This window comes from Aeromonas sp. R10-2, from assembly GCF_040908445.1.
GTDB lineage: Bacteria > Pseudomonadota > Gammaproteobacteria > Enterobacterales > Aeromonadaceae > Aeromonas > Aeromonas veronii.
In genome coordinates this window covers 1-23,177 of sequence record NZ_JBFODS010000102.1, presented here as the reverse complement: position 1 = coordinate 23,177, position 23,177 = coordinate 1, and the positions used below count along the sequence as shown (strand labels likewise).

General features: G+C 59.4%; 19 protein-coding genes, 6 tRNA genes and 1 rRNA gene. 16 read left to right on the top strand and 10 right to left on the bottom strand.

The annotated features are described in order from the left end of the window. Positions 1 to 6 precede the first annotated feature (6 nt). Positions 7 to 1,179 carry a cystathionine gamma-synthase gene (gene metB / locus AB5Y97_RS20015; RefSeq protein WP_368158853.1) on the top strand — a complete coding sequence of 391 codons (1,173 nt, stop codon included), beginning with the start codon at positions 7 to 9 and terminating at the stop codon, positions 1,177 to 1,179. After that, positions 1,179 to 3,635, top strand: coding sequence for a bifunctional aspartate kinase/homoserine dehydrogenase II (locus tag AB5Y97_RS20010; protein ID WP_368158851.1), 2,457 nt, complete (start codon positions 1,179 to 1,181; stop codon positions 3,633 to 3,635). Before metB ends, AB5Y97_RS20010 begins: the two co-directional genes overlap by 1 nt. Before the next feature lie 92 nt (positions 3,636 to 3,727). Here the strand turns inward: AB5Y97_RS20010 and AB5Y97_RS20005 are convergent, their stop codons facing one another. Together AB5Y97_RS20005 and AB5Y97_RS20000 are read right to left on the bottom strand one after the other, a co-directional pair. Then, positions 3,728 to 4,993 carry an inorganic phosphate transporter gene (locus tag AB5Y97_RS20005; protein ID WP_005343043.1) on the bottom strand — a complete coding sequence of 422 codons (1,266 nt, stop codon included), beginning with the start codon at positions 4,991 to 4,993 and terminating at the stop codon, positions 3,728 to 3,730. A 25-nt stretch (positions 4,994 to 5,018) separates the two neighbouring features. Beyond that, the gene (locus AB5Y97_RS20000; RefSeq protein ID WP_005340244.1) at positions 5,019 to 5,699 is read right to left on the bottom strand and encodes a TIGR00153 family protein; all 681 of its coding nucleotides are present in this window, start codon (positions 5,697 to 5,699) and stop codon (positions 5,019 to 5,021) included. A 169-nt stretch (positions 5,700 to 5,868) separates the two neighbouring features. On the opposite strand from AB5Y97_RS20000, the gene AB5Y97_RS19995 reads away from it, so the two are divergent. Beyond that, positions 5,869 to 6,837: an inorganic triphosphatase gene (locus tag AB5Y97_RS19995; protein WP_368158850.1), complete on the top strand. Its 969-nt coding sequence runs from the start codon at positions 5,869 to 5,871 to the stop codon at positions 6,835 to 6,837. Positions 6,838 to 6,928: 91 nt separating this feature from the next. Here AB5Y97_RS19995 and dapA read toward each other — a convergent pair whose 3' ends face one another. Next, positions 6,929 to 7,801, bottom strand: coding sequence for a 4-hydroxy-tetrahydrodipicolinate synthase (gene dapA, locus AB5Y97_RS19990; RefSeq protein ID WP_368158849.1), 873 nt, complete (start codon positions 7,799 to 7,801; stop codon positions 6,929 to 6,931). 280 nt (positions 7,802 to 8,081) lie between these two features. Here dapA and rsmC point away from each other — a divergent pair, with 280 nt between their 5' ends. From rsmC to AB5Y97_RS19945, 9 genes are all read left to right on the top strand, one after another. Continuing rightward, a complete protein-coding gene (gene rsmC / locus AB5Y97_RS19985) occupies positions 8,082 to 9,110 on the top strand; it encodes a 16S rRNA (guanine(1207)-N(2))-methyltransferase RsmC (RefSeq protein ID WP_368158847.1) in 1,029 nt (342 codons plus the stop codon). A 151-nt stretch (positions 9,111 to 9,261) separates the two neighbouring features. Then, positions 9,262 to 10,479 carry a glucose-1-phosphate adenylyltransferase gene (gene glgC, locus AB5Y97_RS19980; RefSeq protein ID WP_201946966.1) on the top strand — a complete coding sequence of 406 codons (1,218 nt, stop codon included), beginning with the start codon at positions 9,262 to 9,264 and terminating at the stop codon, positions 10,477 to 10,479. Further along, positions 10,469 to 11,929 carry a glycogen synthase GlgA gene (glgA, locus tag AB5Y97_RS19975; RefSeq protein ID WP_058058561.1) on the top strand — a complete coding sequence of 487 codons (1,461 nt, stop codon included), beginning with the start codon at positions 10,469 to 10,471 and terminating at the stop codon, positions 11,927 to 11,929. Before glgC ends, glgA begins: the two co-directional genes overlap by 11 nt. Positions 11,930 to 12,057: 128 nt before the next feature. Beyond that, positions 12,058 to 12,143, top strand: a tRNA-Leu gene (locus AB5Y97_RS19970). A gap of 53 nt (positions 12,144 to 12,196) precedes the next feature. Continuing rightward, positions 12,197 to 12,282: transfer RNA gene (locus tag AB5Y97_RS19965), tRNA-Leu, on the top strand. A gap of 44 nt (positions 12,283 to 12,326) precedes the next feature. Further along, positions 12,327 to 12,412, top strand: a tRNA-Leu gene (locus tag AB5Y97_RS19960). Between the two features lie 46 nt (positions 12,413 to 12,458). Continuing rightward, positions 12,459 to 12,544, top strand: a tRNA-Leu gene (locus AB5Y97_RS19955). 71 nt (positions 12,545 to 12,615) lie between these two features. After that, positions 12,616 to 12,701 (top strand) — tRNA-Leu (locus AB5Y97_RS19950). A gap of 109 nt (positions 12,702 to 12,810) precedes the next feature. After that, positions 12,811 to 13,083, top strand: a complete 273-nt coding sequence (locus tag AB5Y97_RS19945) for a late competence development ComFB family protein (protein ID WP_005343036.1) — start codon at positions 12,811 to 12,813, stop codon at positions 13,081 to 13,083. Here AB5Y97_RS19945 and AB5Y97_RS19940 read toward each other — a convergent pair. Next, positions 13,078 to 13,287 (bottom strand): hypothetical protein, encoded by a 210-nt coding sequence (locus tag AB5Y97_RS19940; RefSeq protein ID WP_005357820.1) that lies wholly within the window; start codon positions 13,285 to 13,287, stop codon positions 13,078 to 13,080. The two genes, AB5Y97_RS19945 and AB5Y97_RS19940, sit on opposite strands and share 6 nt — an antisense overlap. A gap of 301 nt (positions 13,288 to 13,588) precedes the next feature. On the opposite strand from AB5Y97_RS19940, the gene nhaC reads away from it, so the two are divergent. Beyond that, positions 13,589 to 14,998, top strand: coding sequence for a Na+/H+ antiporter NhaC (gene nhaC, locus AB5Y97_RS19935; RefSeq protein ID WP_005357819.1), 1,410 nt, complete (start codon positions 13,589 to 13,591; stop codon positions 14,996 to 14,998). Positions 14,999 to 15,136: 138 nt separating this feature from the next. On the opposite strand, the gene erpA is transcribed toward nhaC, so the two are convergent. From erpA to clcA, 3 genes are all read right to left on the bottom strand, one after another. Further along, the gene (gene erpA / locus AB5Y97_RS19930) at positions 15,137 to 15,487 is read right to left on the bottom strand and encodes an iron-sulfur cluster insertion protein ErpA (protein WP_005340225.1); all 351 of its coding nucleotides are present in this window, start codon (positions 15,485 to 15,487) and stop codon (positions 15,137 to 15,139) included. 87 nt (positions 15,488 to 15,574) lie between these two features. Next, positions 15,575 to 16,270, bottom strand: a complete 696-nt coding sequence (locus tag AB5Y97_RS19925) for a DUF6776 family protein (protein ID WP_201946964.1) — start codon at positions 16,268 to 16,270, stop codon at positions 15,575 to 15,577. 91 nt (positions 16,271 to 16,361) lie between these two features. After that, a complete protein-coding gene (gene clcA / locus AB5Y97_RS19920; protein WP_201946961.1) occupies positions 16,362 to 17,750 on the bottom strand; it encodes a H(+)/Cl(-) exchange transporter ClcA in 1,389 nt (462 codons plus the stop codon). Positions 17,751 to 17,994: 244 nt separating this feature from the next. On the opposite strand from clcA, the gene hemL reads away from it, so the two are divergent. Continuing rightward, a complete protein-coding gene (gene hemL, locus AB5Y97_RS19915; RefSeq protein ID WP_017787643.1) occupies positions 17,995 to 19,281 on the top strand; it encodes a glutamate-1-semialdehyde 2,1-aminomutase in 1,287 nt (428 codons plus the stop codon). A 217-nt stretch (positions 19,282 to 19,498) separates the two neighbouring features. After that, complete coding sequence (locus tag AB5Y97_RS19910) at positions 19,499 to 20,314, top strand: hypothetical protein (protein WP_216956498.1); 816 nt, start codon at positions 19,499 to 19,501, stop codon at positions 20,312 to 20,314. On the opposite strand, the gene AB5Y97_RS19905 is transcribed toward AB5Y97_RS19910, so the two are convergent. Both AB5Y97_RS19905 and AB5Y97_RS19900 read right to left on the bottom strand, forming a co-directional pair. Then, the gene (locus AB5Y97_RS19905) at positions 20,229 to 21,131 is read right to left on the bottom strand and encodes a sulfite exporter TauE/SafE family protein (protein WP_201946956.1); all 903 of its coding nucleotides are present in this window, start codon (positions 21,129 to 21,131) and stop codon (positions 20,229 to 20,231) included. The genes AB5Y97_RS19910 and AB5Y97_RS19905 overlap by 86 nt on opposite strands. A gap of 296 nt (positions 21,132 to 21,427) precedes the next feature. Next, positions 21,428 to 22,177 (bottom strand): DsbA family protein, encoded by a 750-nt coding sequence (locus tag AB5Y97_RS19900; protein WP_042084194.1) that lies wholly within the window; start codon positions 22,175 to 22,177, stop codon positions 21,428 to 21,430. Between the two features lie 197 nt (positions 22,178 to 22,374). On the opposite strand from AB5Y97_RS19900, the gene AB5Y97_RS19895 reads away from it, so the two are divergent. After that, positions 22,375 to 22,462, top strand: a tRNA-Ser gene (locus AB5Y97_RS19895). 627 nt (positions 22,463 to 23,089) lie between these two features. Here the strand turns inward: AB5Y97_RS19895 and rrf are convergent. Beyond that, positions 23,090 to 23,177, bottom strand: a 5S ribosomal RNA gene (gene rrf / locus AB5Y97_RS19890); the annotation flags it as partial.

Sequence of the window (23,177 nt, the reverse complement as noted above, 5' to 3'; positions counted from 1 at the left end):
AGTGATATGACCCACAAGGCCACCCTGGCGGTTCGCACCGGGATTGAGACAGACACACAGCACGGTGCCGTGGTGCCCCCCATCTACCTCTCCAGCAACTACACCTTTGCCGACTTTGGCGAGCCCCGTCAATACGATTATGCCCGCTCCGGCAATCCAACCCGCACCAATCTGGCGGACGCGCTGGCGGCGCTGGAAGGGGGCGCTGGCGCCGTGGTCACCGGCACCGGCATGGGCGCCGTCCATCTGGTCACCACTGCCCTGCTCAAGGCGGGGGATCTGCTGCTCGCCCCCCACGACTGCTACGGCGGCACCTGGCGTCTGTTTGAGTATCTGGCGGCCAAGGGCCACTACCGGGTACAGTTTGTCGATCAGGGGGATGAGGCAGCACTGGCCGCCGCGCTGGCGCAAAAGCCTGCACTGGTATGGGTCGAGACCCCCTCCAACCCGCTGCTGCGAGTGGTAGATATCAGTATCATCGCCAGCGCCGCCCACGAGGTGGGTGCGCAGGTGGTGGTGGACAACACCTTCCTCTCCCCCCTGCTGCAACAACCCCTGGCCCTCGGTGCCGACGTGGTGGTGCACTCCACCACCAAGTACATCAACGGCCACTCCGACGTGGTGGGCGGGGTGGCGATTGCCAAAGAGGCGGCACTGGCCGAGTCGCTGGTGTGGTGGGCCAACTGTCTGGGGCTCACCTCCGGGGCGTTCGACTCCTACCTCACCCTGCGCGGTCTGCGCACTCTGGCCCCCAGATTGCGCACCCATCAGGAGAACACCGACCGCATCCTCGCCTTCCTGCAACAGCAGCCGCTGGTGAAACGCATCTATCACCCCAGCCTGCCGAGCCATCCGGGCCACGACATTGCGCGCCGTCAACAGTCCGGCTTCGGCGCCATGCTAAGTTTTGAACTCGATTGCAGCGAGGCAGGCATTCGCGCCTTCCTCGCGGCCCTCACCCTCTTCTCGGTGGCCGAGTCCCTCGGCGGGGTGGAGAGTCTGGTGGCCCATCCGGCCAGCATGACCCACAGGGCCATGACCCCGGTCGCGCAACAGGCAGCAGGTATCAGCGCCCAGCTGCTGCGGTTGTCGGTCGGTATTGAACACGGTGAAGACCTGGTGGCCGATCTGGCTCAGGCTTTTGAACAGGCGCAGCAGGCAGAACAGGTAGCGAAGTAATGGAACAGCAGCAACAAGGAGAGATCGCGGTGGCCACAGATGCAGGATTGAAGCGGCGTCACGTCCACAAATTTGGTGGCAGCAGTCTGGCGGATCCGGTCTGTTATCGCCGGGTCGCCAGCATCGTTGAACAACAGGTGGGTGGCGACGAGCTGATCGTAGTCTCCGCCGCCGGCAAGACCACCAACCGACTGATCCAGCTGGTGGAGCTGGCCGAAGCGGGTGATGAAGCCGCTGGTGAAGCCATCTCCGCCCTTCAGGCCTATCAGCAGAGCCTGATCGACGGCTTGCTGGAGGGCGAGCTGCAGCTCGATCTGAGCAAGCAGCTGGCCGACGACATGCAGCTGATCGCCAAAACGCTGGAGGGGCAGTTTGACCGCTTCGCCCGCAACGGCCTGCTCGCCTTTGGCGAAGTGTGGTCGGCTCGCCTGCTGGCTGCCCTGCTCACCAGCCGCGGCGACAAGGCTATCTGGCTCGATGCCCGCAGCTTCCTGCGCGCCGAGGATGGCGCTCTGGTCAAGGTAGATACTGCGCTCTCCAGCGAGCTGCTCAAGGCGCGACTGGCCGAACATGCCGGTCGTATCGTGGTAACCGGCTTTATCGCTGCCGACATGGAGGGGCGCTCCCTGCTGCTCGGTCGCAATGGATCCGACTACAGCGCCAGCCTGTTGGCGCTGCTGGCGGACGGCGAATCCACCACCATCTGGAGCGACGTGGCCGGGGTCTACAGCGCCGACCCGCGTCGGGTGAAAGAAGCGCGTCTGCTGGAACGCCTGAGCCTCGCGGAAGCCAACGAGCTGGCCCGTCTTGGCTCCTCGGTGCTGCACTCGCGCACCCTGCAACCGGTGGCCGACAGCCGCCAGCGCCTCACTTTGCGCTGCAGCTACAACCCGGACGAGGGCTGCACCCATATCCTGCGCCGCGCCCCCCGCTCCGGTGGCGCCCGCATCGTCTCCTCGGTGGATCAGATCGCCCTCATCGAGCTGAAGGTGCTGCCGCAGACCAACTACGAGCAGACGGTGGCCACCATCGAGGCCCATCTGGCCCGCCACCGCCTCAACCCGCTCACCCTGCAGCGCCAGCCGGATCGCCGGATCCTGCGCCTCGCCTACACCCTTGAGGTAGCACAAGGCGCCTTCGAGCTGCTGCGCGACTTCCAGCTGCAAGGGAGCTTCACTGGCCTCATCCAGAAAGAGGGGTACAGTCTGGTGGCGCTGGTCGGTGCCGGTGTCACCGACAACGCGGAGCAGTGTCACCGCTTCTATCAGCTGCTGGCAGATCAACCGCTGGAGTTCGTACAGGTGGCCAGAGATGGCCTAAGTCTGGTGGCCGTGCTGCGTCAGGTAGTGCTGGAGCCGCTGCTCATCGCCCTGCACAGCGCCCTCTTCAGCCGCCCGACCCGGGTCGGACTGGTGGTGTTCGGCAAGGGCAATATCGGCGGCCACTGGCTCAGCCTCTACGCCCGTGAAAAGGCACGGCTGGAACATGAGCTCAATCTGGCGCTCACCCTCTACGGGGTGTTCAGCTCGGAAGGGGGCCTGCTCGATGAAGAGGGGCTCAACCCCCTCAAGGTACAGGACAACTTCAACCCCAAGCCGCTGATCTGGCCGGAGTTGCTCTCCCAGCTTGAGCAGCACGGCTTCGATGCGCTGATTGCACTAGACATGACCGCCAGCGAAACGGTGAGCCGCTACTACCCCGACTTCGCCCAGCTCGGCATTCACATCATCGCCGCCAACAAGTTTGCCGGTGCCGCCGACAGCGAGTTCTACCAGCGCATCAAGCAGACCTGTCGCGACCATCAGGTGCAGTGGCGCTACAACGCCACCGTGGGCGCCGGGCTGCCGATCCAGTCCAGCATCCAGATGCTGCGCCAGAGCGGCGACCGCATTCAGGGGGTCTCCGGCATCTTCTCAGGCACCCTCTCCTGGCTGTTCCAGCAGTATGACGGCTCACGCCCCTTCTCCGAGCTGGTGGACGAGGCGTGGCAGCACGGTCTGACCGAGCCGGATCCCCGCGAAGATCTCTCCGGTCAGGATGTGCGGCGCAAGCTGCTTATTCTGGCGCGGGAAGCAGGCTTCGAGCTCGACTCCGCCGATATCGAGCTGGAGAATCTGGTACCCGTCACGCTGCGCAAGGTGACCGCCGATCAGTTCATGGACAGACTGAAAGAGCTGGATGGCCCGATCCAGACCGCCTTCGAAGGGGCCAAGCGCCTCGGCAAGGTACTGCGCTACGTGGCCCGCTTCGAGCATGACGGCAAGGCGCGGGTCGGACTGGAGGCGCTGGAGCCCCATCACCCGTTTGCCAACCTCTTGCCGTGCGACAACATCTTCGCCATCGAGAGCGACAGCTATCGCACCAACCCGCTGGTGATCCAGGGGCCGGGGGCGGGTCGGGAAGTGACCGCCGCCGCTATCCAGTACGATCTGTGGCAGATCTGCGACAGCCTCTAAGGCAGATTGCAAAGGGAGCAGCACCTCAGCTCCCTCGCACAATAAAAAAGCCCGAGTCGATGACTCGGGCTTTTTGCTGAATGCCGCTTCGATTAGGAGAAGCAGGCCTGCAGCACGTAGAAGATGGCGATAGCCAGAATGGCACCTGCAGGCAGGGTGATGATCCAGGAGACCACGATGTTGCGCAGTACCCCCAGATTCAGCGCCGCAATACCGCGCGCCAGACCGACCCCCATCACAGCACCGACCAGGGTCTGGGTGGTGGAGATGGGCAGACCGGTACCGGAGGCAATCACTACGGTCGCGGCAGTCGCCAGCTGGGCAGCAAAACCACGGCTCGGGGTCAGGTGAGTGATGCCGGTACCGACCGTCGCCATAACCTTCTCGCCCATGGTCGCCAGACCGATCACGATACCGATACCGCCCAGCGGCAGTATCCACCAGGCAATGGCAGCCTGACTGGAAATCTCGCCACCGGAAGCCACGATAGAGGCCACCGCAGAGAGCGGGCCAATGGCGTTGGCCACATCGTTGGAGCCGTGGGCAAAGGCCATGGCACAGGCAGTGATCACCATCAAGATGCCGAACACCTTCTCCACGTTGGCGAAGTGCATCTTGCTGTCATCCTGCGGGTTGTACTTCTGGCCGCGAATGTAGATCCAGCCGGCAAACGCCACTGCGATGGAGATGGCGATGGAGAGCAGAATGCCCTCACCATCGCTCAGGTGCAGACCGACGTGGGTCAGCCCCTTCTTGATGGTCACCAGACAGATCACCAGCGCAGTCAGGAACATGTAGAACGGCACATAGCGCTTGGCGTTGTTCAGGGGGTCATCGGTGTTGAAGATCAGCTTCTGCACGCTGATGAACATGAAGTAGGCGATGACACCTGAGATGGCCGGGGTGATGACCCAGGAGCCGACGATGCCGCCGAACTTGCTCCACTGCACCGCTTCCGGGCCAATGCTCACCACAGCGAAACCGACGATGGCGCCGATGATGGAGTGAGTGGTGGAAACAGGCCAGCCGAAGTAGGAGGCGAGGATCAACCAGGCGCCTGCCGCCAGCAGGGAGGCGATCATGCCGAGCACCAGCAGGTCCGGGCTATCGACAAACGCATTGCTGTCGATGATGCCGTTACGGATGGTGGCCGTCACTTCGCCACCGGCCAGATAGGCACCGGCAAATTCGAAGATCATGGCAATGATGATCGCCTGACGAATGGTCAGGGATTTGGTGCCGACCGATGTGCCCATGGCGTTGGCTACGTCATTCGCACCAATGCCCCAAGCCATCAAAAAGCCGAACAAGGCCGCCACGAGCACCAGAGTGGTGCCGTAATTCGCGATAATGTCCATTAATAGTGTTTACCCAGTCAGTCGATTACGAACGAGCCAGCATCAGTTCCAGACGGGCGCCTACGCGCTCGGCCTGATCTGCCAGGTCACCTACCCATTCGAGGATCTTGTAAAGGAACATCACATCGATCGGATTGTAATTGTGCTCAACCGCTTGCAGCTGTTGGCGCAGTCCGATCTGCATGGTGTCTGTATCGTCCTCGATCAGATCCAGCTGATGGATCATCTCGGCAACCATTTCCACTTCCCGTCCTTTGAAGCCGGTCTCGAGCAGCTCGTCGAGCTCCCCGATCGCTTTCTCGGCCTGAGCGGTCGCATCAATACAACGTTTGAGGTAAGCCATGAAATCCGTCCGCATTTCGGCGGGGAACTCCATGCGACGACCAAGCATGCGGCCGGAGATATCCTTGGCACGGTTGGCAATCTTGTCTTGCTGGGTCAACAGCTCCAGCAGGTCGGTACGTGCAACCGGCAGGAACAGGCCGCGAGGCAGTTTCAGACGGATTTCACGCTTGAGGGTATCTGCCTCTTTTTCCAGTTGGGCGATCTGCTGCCGGATCTTCTCGGCATCTTCCCAACGGTCTTCGGCAACGGCGTCAAAGAAAGGAACCAACTGCTGGGAGCACTGGTGAACCTTGACGATATGCTTCTGCAGCGGCTTGATGGGGGACTTGGCAAAAAGCCCCAAAATAGTATTTACTGGCATGGCCAAACCTGTGTCGGTGAAAAAACACTCGATACGATTTTATGAGGCGCGCATGGTAACCGAACTGCGCCCTCAATTAAACCGCGAATTAATCTAGTCGTCTCGCGGGCATTATATCCCCGCGACCCGAATCCTGCCCCCCAAAGTTGCCTGCCAGCCCGGAATGACTATGCAAACTGAGATCGAGATAAAGTTTTTTGTCGCCCGCGACATTCAACCCGAGTTATCCAACCTGCTGAATTCTCTTGAGATTAAAGAATCATCACAACAGCAGCTCGGCAACGTCTATTTCGATACGCCGACCTTGGCTCTGCGCCAGCTGGATATGGGGCTGCGCATTCGCCGCTGCGACGCCTTCGCCGAGCAGACCATCAAATGCCGTGGCCAGGTGGTGGGCGGCCTGCATGCCAGACCCGAGTACAACGCTCCCGTAAGCGGCGATCTGCCGACCCTCTCGGCCTTTCCCGATGAAATTTGGCCGACCCTGACCGAGCGTGACCACATTCAGCAGCAGCTGGTCCCCCAGTTTCGTACCGACTTCCTGCGCCGCCATTGGCTGATCGCCTTCGAGGGGGCCGAGATTGAACTGGCTTGGGATCAGGGAGAGATAGTCGGCAGTCAGGGCAGCACCACCATCAACGAACTGGAACTGGAGCTCAAATCAGGCGCTACCGCGGCGCTGTTTGCACTGGCCCAACGCCTCGCCAAGCTTGGTGGACTGCGTCTCGGCGCCCAATCCAAGGCCCAGCGCGGCTATCGACTGGCTGGTCTTGGCAAACCGCTGGCCCTGCAGGCGCTGGTCGAACATGAAGGTATGGATGGCACAACGGGGGTAAGCGATGGGCTGCGTCACTGGCAGCATCACGAGCAGCTCTGGCTGGAGCATCCGCAGGATGAAGATGCTCAACAGCAGGCACTCGCGGCCCTGTGCCAGGGGATCGATCTGGTCGCCCGCAGTGCGGCCACACTGCCACAACCCGCCACCTGGATGCCAGCACTGACCAGCCTGCACGCACATCTGCAAGCCCAATCGGGCGAGCAAAACGAGTGGCCTGCCGAACTGGCCGATCTCTTCCTCTATCCGGCATATGTCGAGTTGCAGCTGGCCATCGCCGCCTGGCTGCATCACGCAGCCTGAGCGTGGCCATACCGGTACTAAAGGTCGGAAATAAAGACCGGAAACAAAAGCCGAAAACAAAACGGGTGAGCCTTGGCTCACCCGTTTTGCACTACAGCAGGTTGAGCTGCTGCATGGCGCTGCGAATGCGCTCGCGGGTCGCTTCCGACAGTGGCATCACCGGCAGGCGACACTCCTCGCTGCAGAAACCGAGCAGGGAAGCGGCATATTTGGCACCGGCCGGGCTCGGCTCGGCAAACATCGCCTGATGAAGCGGAATCAGCTTGTCTTGCAATTCGCGTGCTTCTTGCCACTTGCCGGCCAGCGTGAGGTTCTGCACCTCGGCTACCAGCTTGGGGGCCACGTTGGCAGTCACCGAGATACAGCCCTGACCACCGCCGATGTTATAGGCCACAGCCGTGGCATCTTCACCGGAGAGCCAGGCGAAGGGCTTTTTGATCAGCTGGCGCTCGGTCCAGGGGCGGGCCAGATCGCCGGTGGCATCTTTTACCCCGGCAATGCGCGGCAGTTTAGCCAGACGGGCTAGGGTCGCTGGTTGCACGTCAACGATGGCGCGCGGCGGAATGTTGTAGACGATGATCGGCTTGGCGGTGGCATCGTGTACCGCCTTGAAGTGGTGGTAGAGCCCCTCCTGATTGGGGCGGTTGTAGTAACCGGCCACATGCAGAGTAGCATCAGCCCCCACACGCTCGGCATGGAGGGTGTACTCGATGGCTTCGACCGGATTGTTGGAACCGGCCCCGGCAATCACCGGAATGCGACCAGCGACCTGTTTGACCACCAGCTCCACCACCCGGCAGTGCTCGTCGTGGGTCAGGGTCGGGCTCTCACCCGTGGTACCCACCGGCACAATGCCGTGAGTACCCTGCTCGATATGCCATTCCACCAGACGCAGCAGCGCCTCTTCATCCAGCTTTCCCTGTCGAAACGGGGTGATCAACGCAACGATTGAACCTTGAAACATGGGATCTCCTTCTCCTAAATGACGCGCATATGGCAATAAAAAACCCCGGTACGATGTGCGCAACCGGGGTTTGAAGCTTCTCAGGGATGAGAGGTTACGCGCGAACGTCGGCAGGCCCGAATTTCAGGCTTTTTTTGTGCTTTCGTTTCAACCCGTTGAACCGCATTTCGTCATCTCTGGTCAAAAAATGGTGTCTGGGCATATTTCGGGAACACGGCATAAATGTCAAGGCGAAAGGGGCTATGTATAATGGCCGCCCAAAATTGCGTGGAGAGACCCGATGAGCAGCCCTATCAGTGCCGTCAGCCAGATGCTGGAACGAAACCAAGCCCTCTTTGTCGGCAAGCGGCTACTTGTCTGCGGCGCGCTGGAGGATGACTACCCCCGCCAGCTGGCGAGCCTGGCCCAGACCCTGACCGTCTTTACCACCGATTACTGCTACTACCGCAGCCAGCAGGCCGCCCTCGGCGAGGCGATCCTGTTTGACCACCAGCTAGGTGGTGCCCCCCGCTTCGATGCCCTGTTACTGCTGATGCCCAAGGCCAAGGCCGAGGCACAATATCTGCTGGCCATGATGACCCCCTTGCTGGAAGCGGGTGCAGATCTGTTCCTCGCCGGTGAAAACCGCGGCGGCATCAATGGCGCCGACAAGCTGCTGGCCCCCTATGGCGAAAAGCCGGTCAAGCGCGATTCGGCGCGCCGCTGCTCCCTCTATCACGGTGAGCTGAGCCAACCGGTCGCCCCGTTCGATCTGGATAGCTGGTTTGGCCGCTATCAGTGCAAGGCGGGTGATACCGAGCTGACCGTGCTGGCGCTGCCCGGCGTCTTCAGCGCCGCCGAGCTGGACCTCGGCACCCAGATGCTGCTGGCCGCCGTGCCGCCGCTGAAGGGCGAGCTGCTCGATTTCGGTTGTGGCGCCGGAGTGATTGGGTCTGTGCTGGCCAAGCGCAATCCGGATCTGCAAGTCAACATGGTGGATATCAGCGCACTGGCACTCGAATCGAGCCGCCGCACCCTGGCGATCAACGGTCTGCAGGGCAAGGTCACCGCTTCCGATGTCTACTCGGATGTCTCCACCCGTTTCCAGCACATCGTCTCCAACCCGCCATTCCATGCGGGTCTCAAAACCTTCTATGCGGCAACCGAACAGTTCTTGGCCAAGGCGCCGGAATTTTTGCTGCCAAATGGTTCGCTGACCATTGTTGCCAACGCCTTCTTGCGCTACCAGCCTATACTGGAGACACACTTCAAACGGACTGAAGTGATCAGCAGTGATGCCAAATTCAAGGTCTATCTGAGCAAAGTGTAATTAAGTGTAAGCAGTACAAGAAAACAGCTAGAGAGCCCCATACGGGATCTGGTAAGGTACTAAGAGCACGACAAAAACCACCCCTTTAGGGGTGTTTTTATGCCGAGCTTTGAAAACCTTTTCATGTTGTTCATTCAGGGAGAGAAATACGATGGCAGGCATATTGACCATGATCCTGGCTGGTGGCGAAGGTACTCGCCTGCAGCCTCTGACCACTACCCGCAGCAAGCCTTCCGTCCCCTTTGGTGGCAGCTACCGGCTGATCGACTTTGTCCTCAACAACTTCGTCAACGCCGACTTTCTGCGCATCTATGTACTGACCCAATTCAAATCCCAGTCCCTCTACCTGCACATGAAGAAGGGCTGGAATATCGTCGGCATCACCGACCGCTTTATCGACCCTATCCCGGCCCAGATGCGGATGGGCAAACGCTGGTATGACGGCACCGCCGATGCTATCTACCAGAACCTCGGTTTTATCGAGCGAGCCGAACCGGATCACGTCTGCATCTTCGGCTCCGACCACATCTACAAGATGGATGTGAGTCAGATGGTCACCTTCCACAAGCAGAAGAGCGCCGCCATGACGGTCGCGGCACTTCGCATGCCCATCGAAGAGGCGAGCGCCTTCGGGGTGATCGAGGTGGATACCGAAGGGCGGATGATCGGCTTTCAGGAAAAACCAAAGCAGCCCAAGCACATTCCCGGCGATCCGACCCAGGCGCTGGTCTCCATGGGAAACTACATCTTCGAGACCGATGCCCTCTGCCGCGAGTTGAAGCGGGATGCCGCCGAGGAGAACTCCAGCCACGACTTTGGCAAGGATGTGATCCCGAGCCTCTACCCGCGCGCGCCCGTCTATGTCTACGACTACAGCACCAACGTCATCCCCGGCGAGAAACCGCACGTCTACTGGCGGGATGTGGGCACCCTCGACTCTTATTGGCAAGCGCACATGGACCTGGTGGCCGACAATCCCCCCTTCTCCCTCTATAACCGCAAGTGGCCCCTGCACACCCACTATCCGGCGCTGCCGCCTGCTACCTTCATCGACAGCGACGAGTGCAAGGTGAAGATCGCCAACTCGCTGATCTCCGCCGGTTGCTTCATTCAGGGCAGCCAGATCCAGCGATCCATCCTCGGTTTCCGCTGCAATATCGGCGCGTGCAGCCATATCAGTGAATCCGTGCTGCTGGGGGATGTGAAGATTGGTGAAGGGTGCTCCATCCGGCGCGCGATCATAGATAAAAACGTTGAAATTGCGCCCGGCACCGTTATCGGTGAAAATCTCGACCACGATAGAGAGCGATTTACCGTATCCGAAGGCGGTATCGTGGTGGTACCTAAGGGAGCAAGAGTTGGCTATTAACCCACTGAAAATCCTGTTTGTTGCCTCGGAGGTTGAGGGGCTGGTCAAGACCGGGGGCCTGGCCGATGTCGCCAGAGCCCTGCCGATGTACCTGGCCCAGAAGGGGCATGATGTCAGGATCATGCTCCCCTTCTACAAGACGATAAAGCGACGGGATGAGGCCAGACTGGTCGCTTCTCGCTGGTTGCCAACCCACCCCGGGCTGCCGGATATCGGTTATCGCATCTACCAGATGGAGCTGGATGGCGTCTGCGTCTATCTGCTCGATTGCCCGCAATATTTCGATCGTCCCCAGCTCTACGCCGAGAACAATCAGGCCTATCCGGATAATGGCGAGCGCTTTGCCTTCTTCTCTGCCGCGGCCCTCCATGCCTGCGAGCAGCTCGGCTTTGCCCCGGATATCGCCCACTGCAATGACTGGCACACCGGCCTGCTGCCACTGCTGCTTAAAACCCGTCACGCCCACAACCCCTTCTTCCAGCAGACTCGCAGCGTGATCAGCATTCACAATGCGGCGTTTCAGGGAGTATTCGGGCGGGAGCAGTTCTGGGCCATGCCCGAGATCGCCGACTACGAACGCCGCATCAACTACGACTACGGCCACGTCAATCTGCTCAAATGCGGGGTGCTCTACGCCGACAAGATCAATGCGGTCAGTCCCAACTATGCCCAGGAGCTGTTGACTCACCTCGGCGCCCACGGCATGGCGCATATCTTCCAGCAGCGGGCGGCAGATCTCTGCGGCATCCTCAACGGCTGCGACTACAAGGACTGGGATCCTGAGTTCGACGAATTCCTGCCTGCGACCTACAGCATCGACAACATGGCTGGCAAACAGATCTGCAAAGAGAGCCTGCAGCAGGAGGCGGGGCTGGCCGTGGCGGACTTGCCCATCTACGGCATGGTTTGCCGCCTGACCGAGCAGAAGGGCGTTCCCCTGCTGCTCCCTGCGCTGGAGAAATTCCTCCACCATCAGGTACAAGTGGTGATCGTCGGCTCTGGCGATCCTGCGCTCGCCACGCAACTGCAAACCATGGCCCGGGATTATCCGGGCAAGCTCGCCTTCATCAACACCTATGACGATCGACTGGCTCATCTGGTCGAAGCCGGTGCCGACTTCTTCCTGATGCCCTCTCTGTTCGAGCCTTGCGGCCTCAACCAGATGTACAGTCTCGCCTATGGCACCCTGCCACTAGTGCGCGCCGTGGGTGGTCTGAAAGATACCGTGGTGGATTGGGATGCCGATCCCGAGCATGCCACCGGCTTCTGTTTTAACGATCCGACTGCCGCCATCCTGCTCGATACCATGCGCCGCAGCCTGCTCTATTTCCTGCAGGACAAAGAGCGTTTTGCCAAGGTGCAGCGCAATGCCATGAGCACCCGCTTCAACTGGCCTGACTCAGTCACCCAGTATGAACGGATGTATCAGAACGCATTGGGCCGTTACTGAATGCCAGACGTCGGCTAATTGCTGAAGTTTTGTACCCTTGGCGCCACTTTGGGCGTCAACAGCGAAAAAAGTCCCCTTTGGCTGTTGACGCCCCCCCAAAACTCTATAGAATCCCCCTCCGCAGTGATGCGAAGGTGGCGGAATTGGTAGACGCGCTAGCTTCAGGTGTTAGTGTCCCACGGATGTGAGGGTTCGAGTCCCTCTCTTCGCACCAATACTGCCATGCTGATTCAGCAGCATGTAAATCCAACTAGAAAACCCGAATGTGCGAAGGTGGCGGAATTGGTAGACGCGCTAGCTTCAGGTGTTAGTGCCCCCCGGGTGTGAGGGTTCGAGTCCCTCTCTTCGCACCATGCTTCTCCAGACAGCATGTAAATCAAAACTGGTAACACAATGTGCGAAGGTGGCGGAATTGGTAGACGCGCTAGCTTCAGGTGTTAGTGTCCCACGGATGTGAGGGTTCGAGTCCCTCTCTTCGCACCATGCTTTATCCAGACAGCATGTAAATACAGACTGGAAACCCGAATGTGCGAAGGTGGCGGAATTGGTAGACGCGCTAGCTTCAGGTGTTAGTGCCCCCCGGGTGTGAGGGTTCGAGTCCCTCTCTTCGCACCATGATTCTGACATGTAAACACAGAGCAATGCGCTCCAACCGCATTTAAAAACCAGCTGGAGAAAATCAGTGTGCGAAGGTGGCGGAATTGGTAGACGCGCTAGCTTCAGGTGTTAGTGTCCCACGGATGTGAGGGTTCGAGTCCCTCTCTTCGCACCATTCATTACGCAAAAGGCCCATCACGAAAGTGATGGGCCTTTTGTTTTTACTCCTTGTTATGGCTATGCTTTTGACGACTCCCCGCTCATCGTCATGCCAAGGAACGCATATGATACTGGATACCGACATTCACAACTTTTACGAACATCTGGTGCTCAAGGAGATTGAGAAACAGGGGCTGCAGCAAAAGCTCAACAGCGATCAGATGGCCGACCTCTGCTGCCTCACCCTCAACCAGCTTCCGGCCCACTATATTCGCCACAATGTCGACATGATCTACTTCCTGACCGACGCCAAGCGTACCGAAATGGAGAAACTGGTGGTCGAATCGCTCAAGGTGGCACAGCAGAAGATCAAGCAGGCTCCCGTCAAAAGCTCATAACCAGGGCTGCTGCCAGAGCAGGGTGACGATACCGGTCAACCCGGCCACTGGCAGCAAGATCAAGGCGGGCCGCAATCCGGGCTCCAGCATCACCCAGGCAGCCAGCAGAAAACCGGCACTCCAGGTGCCGTACTCTTTATCCTGACCCCATGCGAGTACGGCCACCGCCACCAGCAACATCATCCCCCGCAATATCCAGCGCATTGTTTTCTCCCCAATCAACAATTGATAATAATTATCATCTTCATCTGATGGGGATGCAAGTGGCGTCACAGGCAAGCTTCGTATGTGCCCCTTTGTGTCAACAGGCCGCTCAAAAACGGGTTATGAGATCAACTAATTTGTGATTTTTTCAATCAAATGTGCATTTTTGCCAATTTGATGGGGCTTTAACCCGCCGGGTTTGTGGTAGATTGCGGCCTCTTTTTGGGTTGCCTCCTCGGGATCGATGTATCCACAGGACGAGAGGGAGTGACCTTGGCGAGCAAGAGTTTAGGAAGTATCTATGCAAAACCAACAAAACCACATCCGACTACCGGGCATGGCACAGGTGTTTGCCTGTCTGGCCATTTTCCTGGCCCTGGCATTCTCGTTCACCAGCGTGCTCGATCTGCCGATCCAGCTGGCGTTGTTCATCGCCTGGTTCGTCATTATGGGGCTTGGCATCAAACTCGGCCACGATTACAAATCCCTGGAACAGGCAGCCGTTGACGGCGTTGCCAAGGGAATGGGGGCCATCCTGATCCTGGTCTCCGTCGGTGCTCTGGTCGGCACCTGGATTGCCGGTGGCATAGTCCCCAGCATCATCTACTTCGGCCTCAAGGTGATTCACCCGTCCATCTTCCTGCTGGCGACCCTGATCATCTGCTCCCTGACCTCGCTGGCCACCGGCACCTCCTGGGGCTCTGCCGCCACCGCCGGTATCGCCATGATGGGGATCGGCCACAGCCTCGGCGTGCCTGCGCCGCTGGTAGCCGGTGCCGTGCTCTCCGGCGTCTATTTTGGTGACAAGCTCTCTCCGCTCTCCGACTCAGTAGTGCTGGCTTCGACCATGTCCAACGTCGACGTGGTGGAGCATATCAAGGGGATGCTGCCTATCAGCCTGCTCTCCTATGTCATCACCGCCGTGCTGTTCACCGTGGTGGGCATGCAGTATTCGGGTAATGTCAGCCTGGAGCAGGTCAATCTGGTGATGGAGGCTCTCGACAACCAGTTCAACATCACCCCGCTGGCCATAGTCCCCGTGGTGCTGGTGCTGGGTCTGCTGGCCAACCGCAAGCCCGCCTTCCCGGTGATCAGCTTCGGCGCCCTGCTGGGCCTGATCTGGGCCATCGCCTTCCAGGGCATGGATCCGGTCAAAGCGATGCACTCAGCTTATAGTCCGTTTGCCATCACCTCCGGCATCGATTTTATCGACAACATTCTCGGTCGCGGCGGCATGGAGTCCATGCTGGGCTCGGTCGCGGTCATCATCTTCGGTCTCGGGTTTGGCGGCCTGCTGGAGAAGGTTGGCATTCTGGAAGTGATCGCCAGCGCCTTCGAGAAGCGCATCAATAGCGTCGGCAGCCTGACCAGCCACACCATCGGCACCGCGTTTCTGGCCAACGTGTTCGGCTCAGCCATGTATGTGTCGCTGATCCTGACCCCCAAGATCATGGCCAAGAACTACGACCGACTGGGACTGGCGCGCAAGAACCTCTCTCGCAACGCCGAGTTTGGCGGCACCCTCACCTGCGGCATGGTGCCCTGGAGCGACAATGGCATCTTCATGGCCGGGGTACTGGGAGTGGCCACCCTCGACTACCTCCCCTACATGTGGCTGAGCTTCACCTGCATCATTGTGACCATCACCCTCGCCTACATGGGCAAGGCGGTGAACCGGATCCCGCTGGTCGCGGCGGCAAGCTCCCGCTAAGCCATCCTGCAAACAACAAAGGCGCCATCAAGGCGCCTTTGTTGTTTCAGAGAAATGCTGTTTGATGGAGCACACTGATCACCACAAACAAAAACAGCCCTCGTTGCCGAGAGCCGTTTCATCAGACCGATACGCCGATCAGATGGAGAAGCTGGAGCCACAGCCACAGGTCGTGGTGGCATTGGGGTTGGTCACGGTAAAGCGTGAACCTTCCAGACCCTCGGTGTAATCCACACTGCCGCCTACCAGATATTGCAGGCTCATGGGATCGATCACCATGGTGACGCCATTCTTCTCGACTACGGTGTCCCCGTCGTTGATCTTCTCATCAAAGGTAAAGCCATACTGGAAACCGGAGCAGCCCCCACCCGTGATGTATACCCGCAGCTTCAGCTCGGGATTCTCTTCCTCGGTGATCAGGTTCTTCACCTTGTTGGCCGCCGCATCCGTCATCTGGATGGGCAGCGGGGCTTCTGCTACTGCACTCATTACTGACCTCACAACCATTAGATCCACAAACATGGAAACCGCGAAATTATCCAATACCCGACCATTCAGTTCAAGTATTCACCACGTTTAACCGGCCGCGGGAACCGGAGCAGGCGGTGTGGCGACCAGCGGCTTGATCACCTCGCCCCACTCAACCAGCAGCTCTTGCGCTGGTTGCCTGCCATCCTTGTTGATGGTGACACGGATCCGATCCGGCACAAAGCCTTCCGGCAACTGCCAATTCCCTTCCAGCAGCTGGAAATAACGCAGGGCATAACGCCACTCGCTCACCTTCATTCCGAGATCGCGACCGGTCAGCGTCTTCGGCTTATCAGCCAGGCTCCCCTCAACCCGGATCTGCACCTGACCACGAAACAGCTCCCGCTTTTTGGCGGGCTGGGTCAGGGCGAGACGATAGTGGTAGCGACCGGGAATGCTGGTCTCCTGCAAGGTCAGGTTATCGATCACCACCCCCACCTGTTCGCCGGTGGGGCGCATGATCCGCTCGAAAAAGGCCAGCTGGCGCTTGAGCTCCTGCACCTGCGCCTCCTGACTCTTCAAGGTGGTCTGCAACTGCTCGAAGGCCGCTTTTTGGGTCGCCAGCCGGGTATCTTTCACCCCCAATTCGGTCTTGAGCTGGCCGATGGCCTTGCCCTGACGATCCAGCGTCTCCTGCTGCACCACCAACAGGCTGCTCTGGGCCAGCTCCTGGCGGTTACCGACAAAGTAACCGATGAGCCCGCCAACGGCTAACACGACCAATAACTTCAATAGATTGGACATAGCCCCTCATCCCGTTATCACGCCATTTACGGCAGCGCCTCTCCCTTCACTATACCGCCCGGACCGGGGTCACTGGCGATAAAGGGAAAAATTAACTGGCCGTGGCGCTGCCATCACCCCGCTTTTGACGCGCGGCGAGCCGTAAAGTTCGCTCTAGGATCTGGGAATAGATCGGTCGGCCACCCAGCCACTGGGCAACCAGAGTCGCACCGACTGTGGTGATCATCATCGGCAGGATCAGCTGATAGTTGTCGGTCATCTCGGTGACCAGCACGATGCCCGTGATGGGAGCACGCACTGTGGCAGCAAACAGCGCCCCCATTCCGGCGATGGCAAAGGCGCCGGGCTCGATGCCAAGCTCCGGAAACGCCGCATGAAACAGATGGCCGAACACCACGCCAAACAGAGTGCCCAACGCCAGGGTCGGCGCAAACACCCCGCCCGGGGCACCGGAACAGAAGCAGATGAGGGTCGCGACCAGCCGCACCGAGAAGATGAGGAACAGGCTCGCCATCGCATACTCATCCCCCATCAGATGGGGAATAAGCTCGGTGCCGCCCCCCGTCACCGAGGGGGCAAACAGCGACAGCACCCCAAAGGTCCCGGCGACCAGCATGCCGATGGCCACGAAACGGTGGCGCTTGTTCTGATGCAACGCCAGATAGCCATCCTGACAGGCCAGCACCAACTTGTTGAAGACAAAACCGAGCACCCCGAAAGTGGCCCCCATAAAGAGGAACAGCCAGAGCGCCTTGAGGGCTGGCGCATCGTAGTGGGGCAAGGTGATCACCGCTCCCTGCCCTTTCATGTTCTGCAACATCAGGGTCGCCATGATGGCGGAGATCCCCACCGCCTTGATGGCCAGAAAGGAGTAGCGGAATTGCGGTCGCATCTCCTCCATCACGAACAGGATGCCCGCCAGCGGCGCATTGAAGGCAGCAGCCAGACCGCCCGCCGCACCGGCGGCCAACAGGGCATGGCCATGTTCCTTGGGCAGCCGGAAGATATCCGCCACCATCTTGCCGAGGTTGCCGCCGATCTGTACCGAAGGTCCCTCCCGCCCCAGCACCATACCGGAGCTCAGGGTGCAGATGCCACCGAAGAACTTGACCGGCAACACCCGCCACCACCGCACCGGGCGCAGATCATCCATCGCCCCCTCGATCTCGGGAATGCCGGAACCGCCCGCTTCCGAGGCAAAGGTATGAGTGAGGAAGTAGCCGACAAATCCCAGCAAGGCGCTGAAGCCAAAGCCGAGCAGACCGAGCTGCCACCAGGGACGGTCGGCCAGCAAGGCAATGCGTTGCTCTGCCAGCCAGTGGACTCCCGATTCGAACAGGCCGCACACCAGTCCGGCCAGGGTGCCGACCAGCGCCGCCAGCAACAGAACCAGCAAGGGCATCTTGTCTTGCCGGATAATGCGGGAAAGCGGCCCCCGCGCAGAGGTATCGGCTTCAGAGGAGAGAGCTTGTTGCGCCATCTTGTTACACCAACTTGGAAAAACCATATCGTCAGCTAGCTGAGATCAGGATCACCCGGCGCGTTGCTCGGCTGCCCAGGGCTGGGGCTTTCTGCTATAGTCGGCCCGTTAAATTTTTGTCACGGGAGCAGACCGAGAGTCCGGGTGGCGAGAGCGCAAAGCATACTCCTGATGCTCCGACCTGCCGAGTCTCAATCGGCTGCAATCCCTTGTGTGACGACCAAAATCCCATTAAGGATGATCCATGTCAAAATCAGATCAGCTGTTTGAACAGGCCCGCCAGACCATTCCGGGCGGCGTCAACTCACCGGTCCGCGCCTTCAATGGGGTCGGCGGCACACCCCGCTTCATCGATCACGCCGATGGCGCCTACCTCTATGACGTGGACGGCCAGGCCTACGTGGATTACATCGGTTCTTGGGGCCCCATGCTGCTGGGTCACAACCACCCGGCCATCAAGGCTGCCGTCATCAAGGCCGTCGAGAAAGGACTGAGCTACGGCGCCCCCACCGAGATCGAAGTGCTGATGGCCGAGAAGGTACGCCAGATCGTCCCCTCCATGGAGCAGGTGCGGATGGTCAACTCCGGCACCGAGGCGACCATGAGCGCCATCCGGCTGGCCCGCGGCTACACCGGCCGCGACAAGATCGTCAAATTCGAAGGCTGCTACCACGGCCACGCCGACTCCCTGCTGGTCAAGGCCGGCTCCGGCGCCCTGACCCTGGGTCAACCCAACAGCCCGGGCGTGCCGGCCGACTTTGCCAAGCACACCCTCACCTGCGTGTTCAACGATCTGGACTCGGTGCGCGAAGCCTTCAGCCAATACGGCAGCGAGATCGCCTGCATCATCGTCGAGCCGGTGGCCGGCAACATGAACTGCATCCCGCCGGTGCCCGGTTTCCTGGAAGGGCTACGCACCATCTGTGACGAGTTCGGCGCCCTGCTGATCCTGGACGAGGTGATGACAGGTTTTCGCGTCTCCCTGCGCGGCGCCCAAGGCCACTACAACATCGACCCGGATCTCACCACCCTCGGCAAGATCATCGGTGCCGGCATGCCGGTGGGCGCCTTCGGCGGCAAGAAGAAGGTGATGCAGCACATCGCTCCGACCGGCCCGGTCTATCAGGCAGGCACTCTCTCCGGCAACCCGGTGGCCATGGCCGCCGGCCTCACCATGCTGGATCTGCTGCTGGAGCCGGGCCTCTATGAACAGCTGAGCGACAAGACCGCCCGGGTCGCCGAAGGGCTCAAAGCCGCCGCCGCCAAGCACGGCATCCCGCTCGCCATCAACTACGTGGGCGGCATGTTCGGCTTCTTCTTCACCGAAGAGCCAGAGATCACCCGCTACGAGCAGGTGACCCGCTGCGACATGGAGCGCTTCAAGCGCTTCTACCATCTGATGCTGGAAGAGGGCGTCTATCTGGCGCCGAGCGCCTACGAGGCGGGCTTCCTGTCTCTGGCTCACGGCGACAAGGAGATCGAACATACCCTGGCTGCCGCCGAGCGCAGCTTCGCCAAGCTGGCTGGCTAAATCGCCGCAGGTTGTCGCAGAAGGGCCCGTCATGGGCCCTTATCTATTGCTGTGCAGCGATCACCAGACAGGGCATCGATACGCCCAGTTCTGGTGCATTCCCCCTCGTCATCCGTCGTTTTGTCATCCTCTGGTGCAACTTGCCCTGCCATCCCTGTCATAAAGTAGGCCCACTATTTGCACATTCACCACAAGAGCCCACGTCACCGAGGTCCATATGGCAGAGATGAGCCCCATCGATGTGCTGCGGCGCTATCAGGAGTATCAGGAGGAGTTGACCCCGCTACTGCAGGGGCTGCTCAGCGCCCCCCTTGTCTCGCTCAAGGGGTATCCCTTTGTCGTCAGCATTGACCATTATCAGGGGCCGATGTGCATCCAGCCTGCGGCACCGGCCGCCCATAACCGGTTGCACCTTATCGTGCAGGGGCAAGGACGGGAGATCACCGTCTGTCTGAATCAGCTGATTGGCTGGTTGATGGGAGACAGGGAGCGCCGCCGCGCCATGCCCTGGTTCAAGGCGGTCTATGTGGTGCTCAGCATGGCGCTGTTTCTCATCGTCGCGACGCTCATCTGGCACGGGCTGGAGCAGCTCTACCAGCTATTGTGCGGCGAGCAGCAGAACCAGCTCGGCGCCTTTAGCGCCATCATCTTCCTGACGCTGGCACTGGCGGTGTTCGATCTGGGCAAGACCATTCTGGAAGAGGAGGTACTGCTGCATAAGGATATCTTCCGCCACAGCGCCATTCGTCGCACCATCACCCGCTTTATCGCCGCCATCCTGATCGCGGTCTCCATCGAGGGACTGTTGCTGCTGTTCAAAGGCTCGCTCGGCCAGAGCGAGCTGCTCTGGCCTGCGGTCGGAGTGATGGGGTGCGCGGTGGGTTTGCTGCTGGCGCTGGGCCTCTATGTCTTTCTGGGGGCCAAGGCCGAAGCGGCACTGGTACAGGCTAGCCTGCGCTCTCCACCGTCAGCTGCACAGGGGAGCGACGCGCCGCCCGCCAGGAGGCGTACATGGTCCAGGAGGTATAGATGACGATAAAGGCAACCAGCCACTTCAGCATCGCCATATCCATGGATTTGACCAGCATGGCTGCCAGCACCACACCGATGGGACCGAAGATGGCTACCGCCAGCACCGCCTTGGCATCAAACGCCCCTTTGCGGATAAAGGTGCCTGCGGAGAAAACGCTAAGCACGGCGGTGGAGCCCATCATGATGGGAAACGCCGCCAGCGGATTCATCCCCAGCAGATAAACCAGCGTCATGCAGGGAGCAAACAGGCCGATACCGACATTCATCAGCACTCCGAAGATGAAGTTGCCGAGCAGGGCGATCGCCAACTTGTAGCCGCTGAGCCCCATCGCATCGCCGCCTACAGGGAAAAGACCCAGCAGACCGGCAAAGATAAGCCCTGCGACGACCAGCAAGGAGATGGCCATCACCAACCGGATGGTCTGCCGATCAAACGAGGCCACATGACGAGCGCCCCAGGCTGCGCCAGCTGCGGCGGCCATCATCATGCTGATCAGCGTCAGCGGCTCCACTGCGACTGCGCCGACGAAGATCAGCGACTGAGTCACGGTCGGCAGCACGCACTGCCCATTTAGGGTACCCGGCAGCACCCGATCATCGATCAGCTTGAACTGCTTGTAACAGGCGGTCTTTACCGCAAAGCTGCCCACCCCCAGGGTATCGAGAAAGTTGGCAACCCCACCGATCAACGCCACCGGCCAGAAGGGGGTCGCCTCAAAGGATCCACTCTGCTTCTTCCGCCAGCAGGCTTGCACCAGCATAAAGATGAATACGAGGCCTCCAGCTATAAAAACCAGCCGTAAAATATCAACTAACATAGGGGTTTCTCCTGCAACGGGCGGCGATTCTAAGGCAAGCAGCAGAAAAAATCTTGACCGGAATTAAGCAATGCTCATGACACACCTCTGCGAGGCGAAATATTTATCAATCGACTCCGAACGACTCTGCTAATACTTGTTACTGAGGCCAACAGGCCGGGTCCTGAGCACGTTGTTATGGTCCTTTCGCGACGACCACTTGTGCCAAAGGACATAATAAAAAAGAGGGCCGGTAGTGATACCGACCCTCTTTCTGTATCTGGCCGGGGCGCTGGGCCCTCGACCATGACAACCGCTTATTGAATGCTCTTGCCGGCACGCACGTCCTTGATAAATCCCTTCAGGCTGGCCAGATCACGGGGGGCACCGCGCAGGATCTGATCACCGATGATAAAGGCGGGAGTGCCGGAAATACCGAGCGCTTCAGCCAGCGCACGGTTGGTACCGAGGTTCTGGTCAATGCTGCCATCCTTGATCTTGGCCTCCACCTTGCTCCAGTCCACACCGGCCGCCACAGCCAACTGCTTGACCTGTGCTTCATCAGCGAGCGGGCCCTGATGGGTATAGAGCTTCTCGTGGAACGCCTGGTACTTGTCAGGCTGACCCAGCTGGACCGCCAGCGCAGCACGGGCTGCGAAGTAGGAGGACTCGCTCAGAATGGGGAACTGCTTGTAGATGTACCGGATGTCTTTATCTTCCGCCATCAGCTGCTTGACCAGCGGATGGGCACGCTTGCAGTAACCGCAGTTGTAATCGAAAAACTCCACAATGGTCAGAGATGCCTTCGGATTCCCCATCTCGGGATCCTGATTGGCATAAAGCTGCTTGGAGTGAGCCTTGATCAGCGCCTTGTCACTCTCGGCCTGCTGGCTCTCCTGCTTGGCACGCAGGGCATTGGACATCTCGACCAGGATCTCGGGATTCTTGACCAGATAGTCGCGAACGATTTGCTCGACATCGCTTTTGGTCAGCTCGCTTGCATGTACCGGCGTCGCCAGCAGGGTCACGCCAGCCAGCGCGCAAAACAGGGCATTTTTAATAGTCATAACGTTATCTTGCAGAGGATATGATAGAGGCCACTATAGTGGTTGAGTCTGTTTTCAAGTCAAGTTATCTGGCCAAAAAAGCGCTTGATGCGCCCTGACTGCCACTTTTTCATGTCATTTCGCGCAATTAACCAGCAATCAAACCGGACGGGGATTTACAAGCCGGATCAGCATGGTAATATTCGCCGCACTGCTGCGGAGGGGTGGCAGAGCGGCTGAATGCACCGGTCTTGAAAACCGGCGATGGGCGACCATCCGTGGGTTCAAATCCCACCTCCTCCGCCATTCATACCGAGCCCATGCAACCATGTTGCGTGGGCTTTTTATTTGCCTACGACTTGCCACTCCTCATAGAGCTCAACACATTAGTCTTCTTCAACTCCTTTCTTGATCTTCTCACCTGTGGGCTCAACAGCTGCCACAAGATCACCTATCAACATCGAACCTCTGCGTTCCTGCGCGAATCCCTTCCCAATTCCTTATTACCCCAAACAACAACGACCCAACGCAGCGACCACGGCTCCTGCATGTTGCTACCGCCAATAACCCCTCTTCGGAATAAAGTCAGGGCCGGTTAACACCGTCATAGAAAAGCAGGGACGATGGGGTTGCGGCTTAAAAAGAGGGGGCAGCTAACTCAGGAAGCAGAGAGCCCAAGCAAAAGATCATGACGTATAGGCGATCATGGGATGCACGGGATATGACGACGCCAGAGCCACCGAAAAAAGCGACAGCGGTTCAGCGAAGAAAGAGTACCAAGCGGAACATCGGGCTATTTGTGGAACCAGAAAACAGCGACGAGTAACAATAAGAACAGAGGAGAAGAGATAAGATGGGTCAATTATCAGGCGACTTACTGAATTGCAGCCAATAAAAAACCCCGCTCGATGAGCGGGGTTTCTTGTATTGGGTGCCTGGCAGTGTCCTACTCTCGCATGGCGAATGCCACACTACCATCGGCGCTACCGCGTTTCACTTCTGAGTTCGGCATGGGATCAGG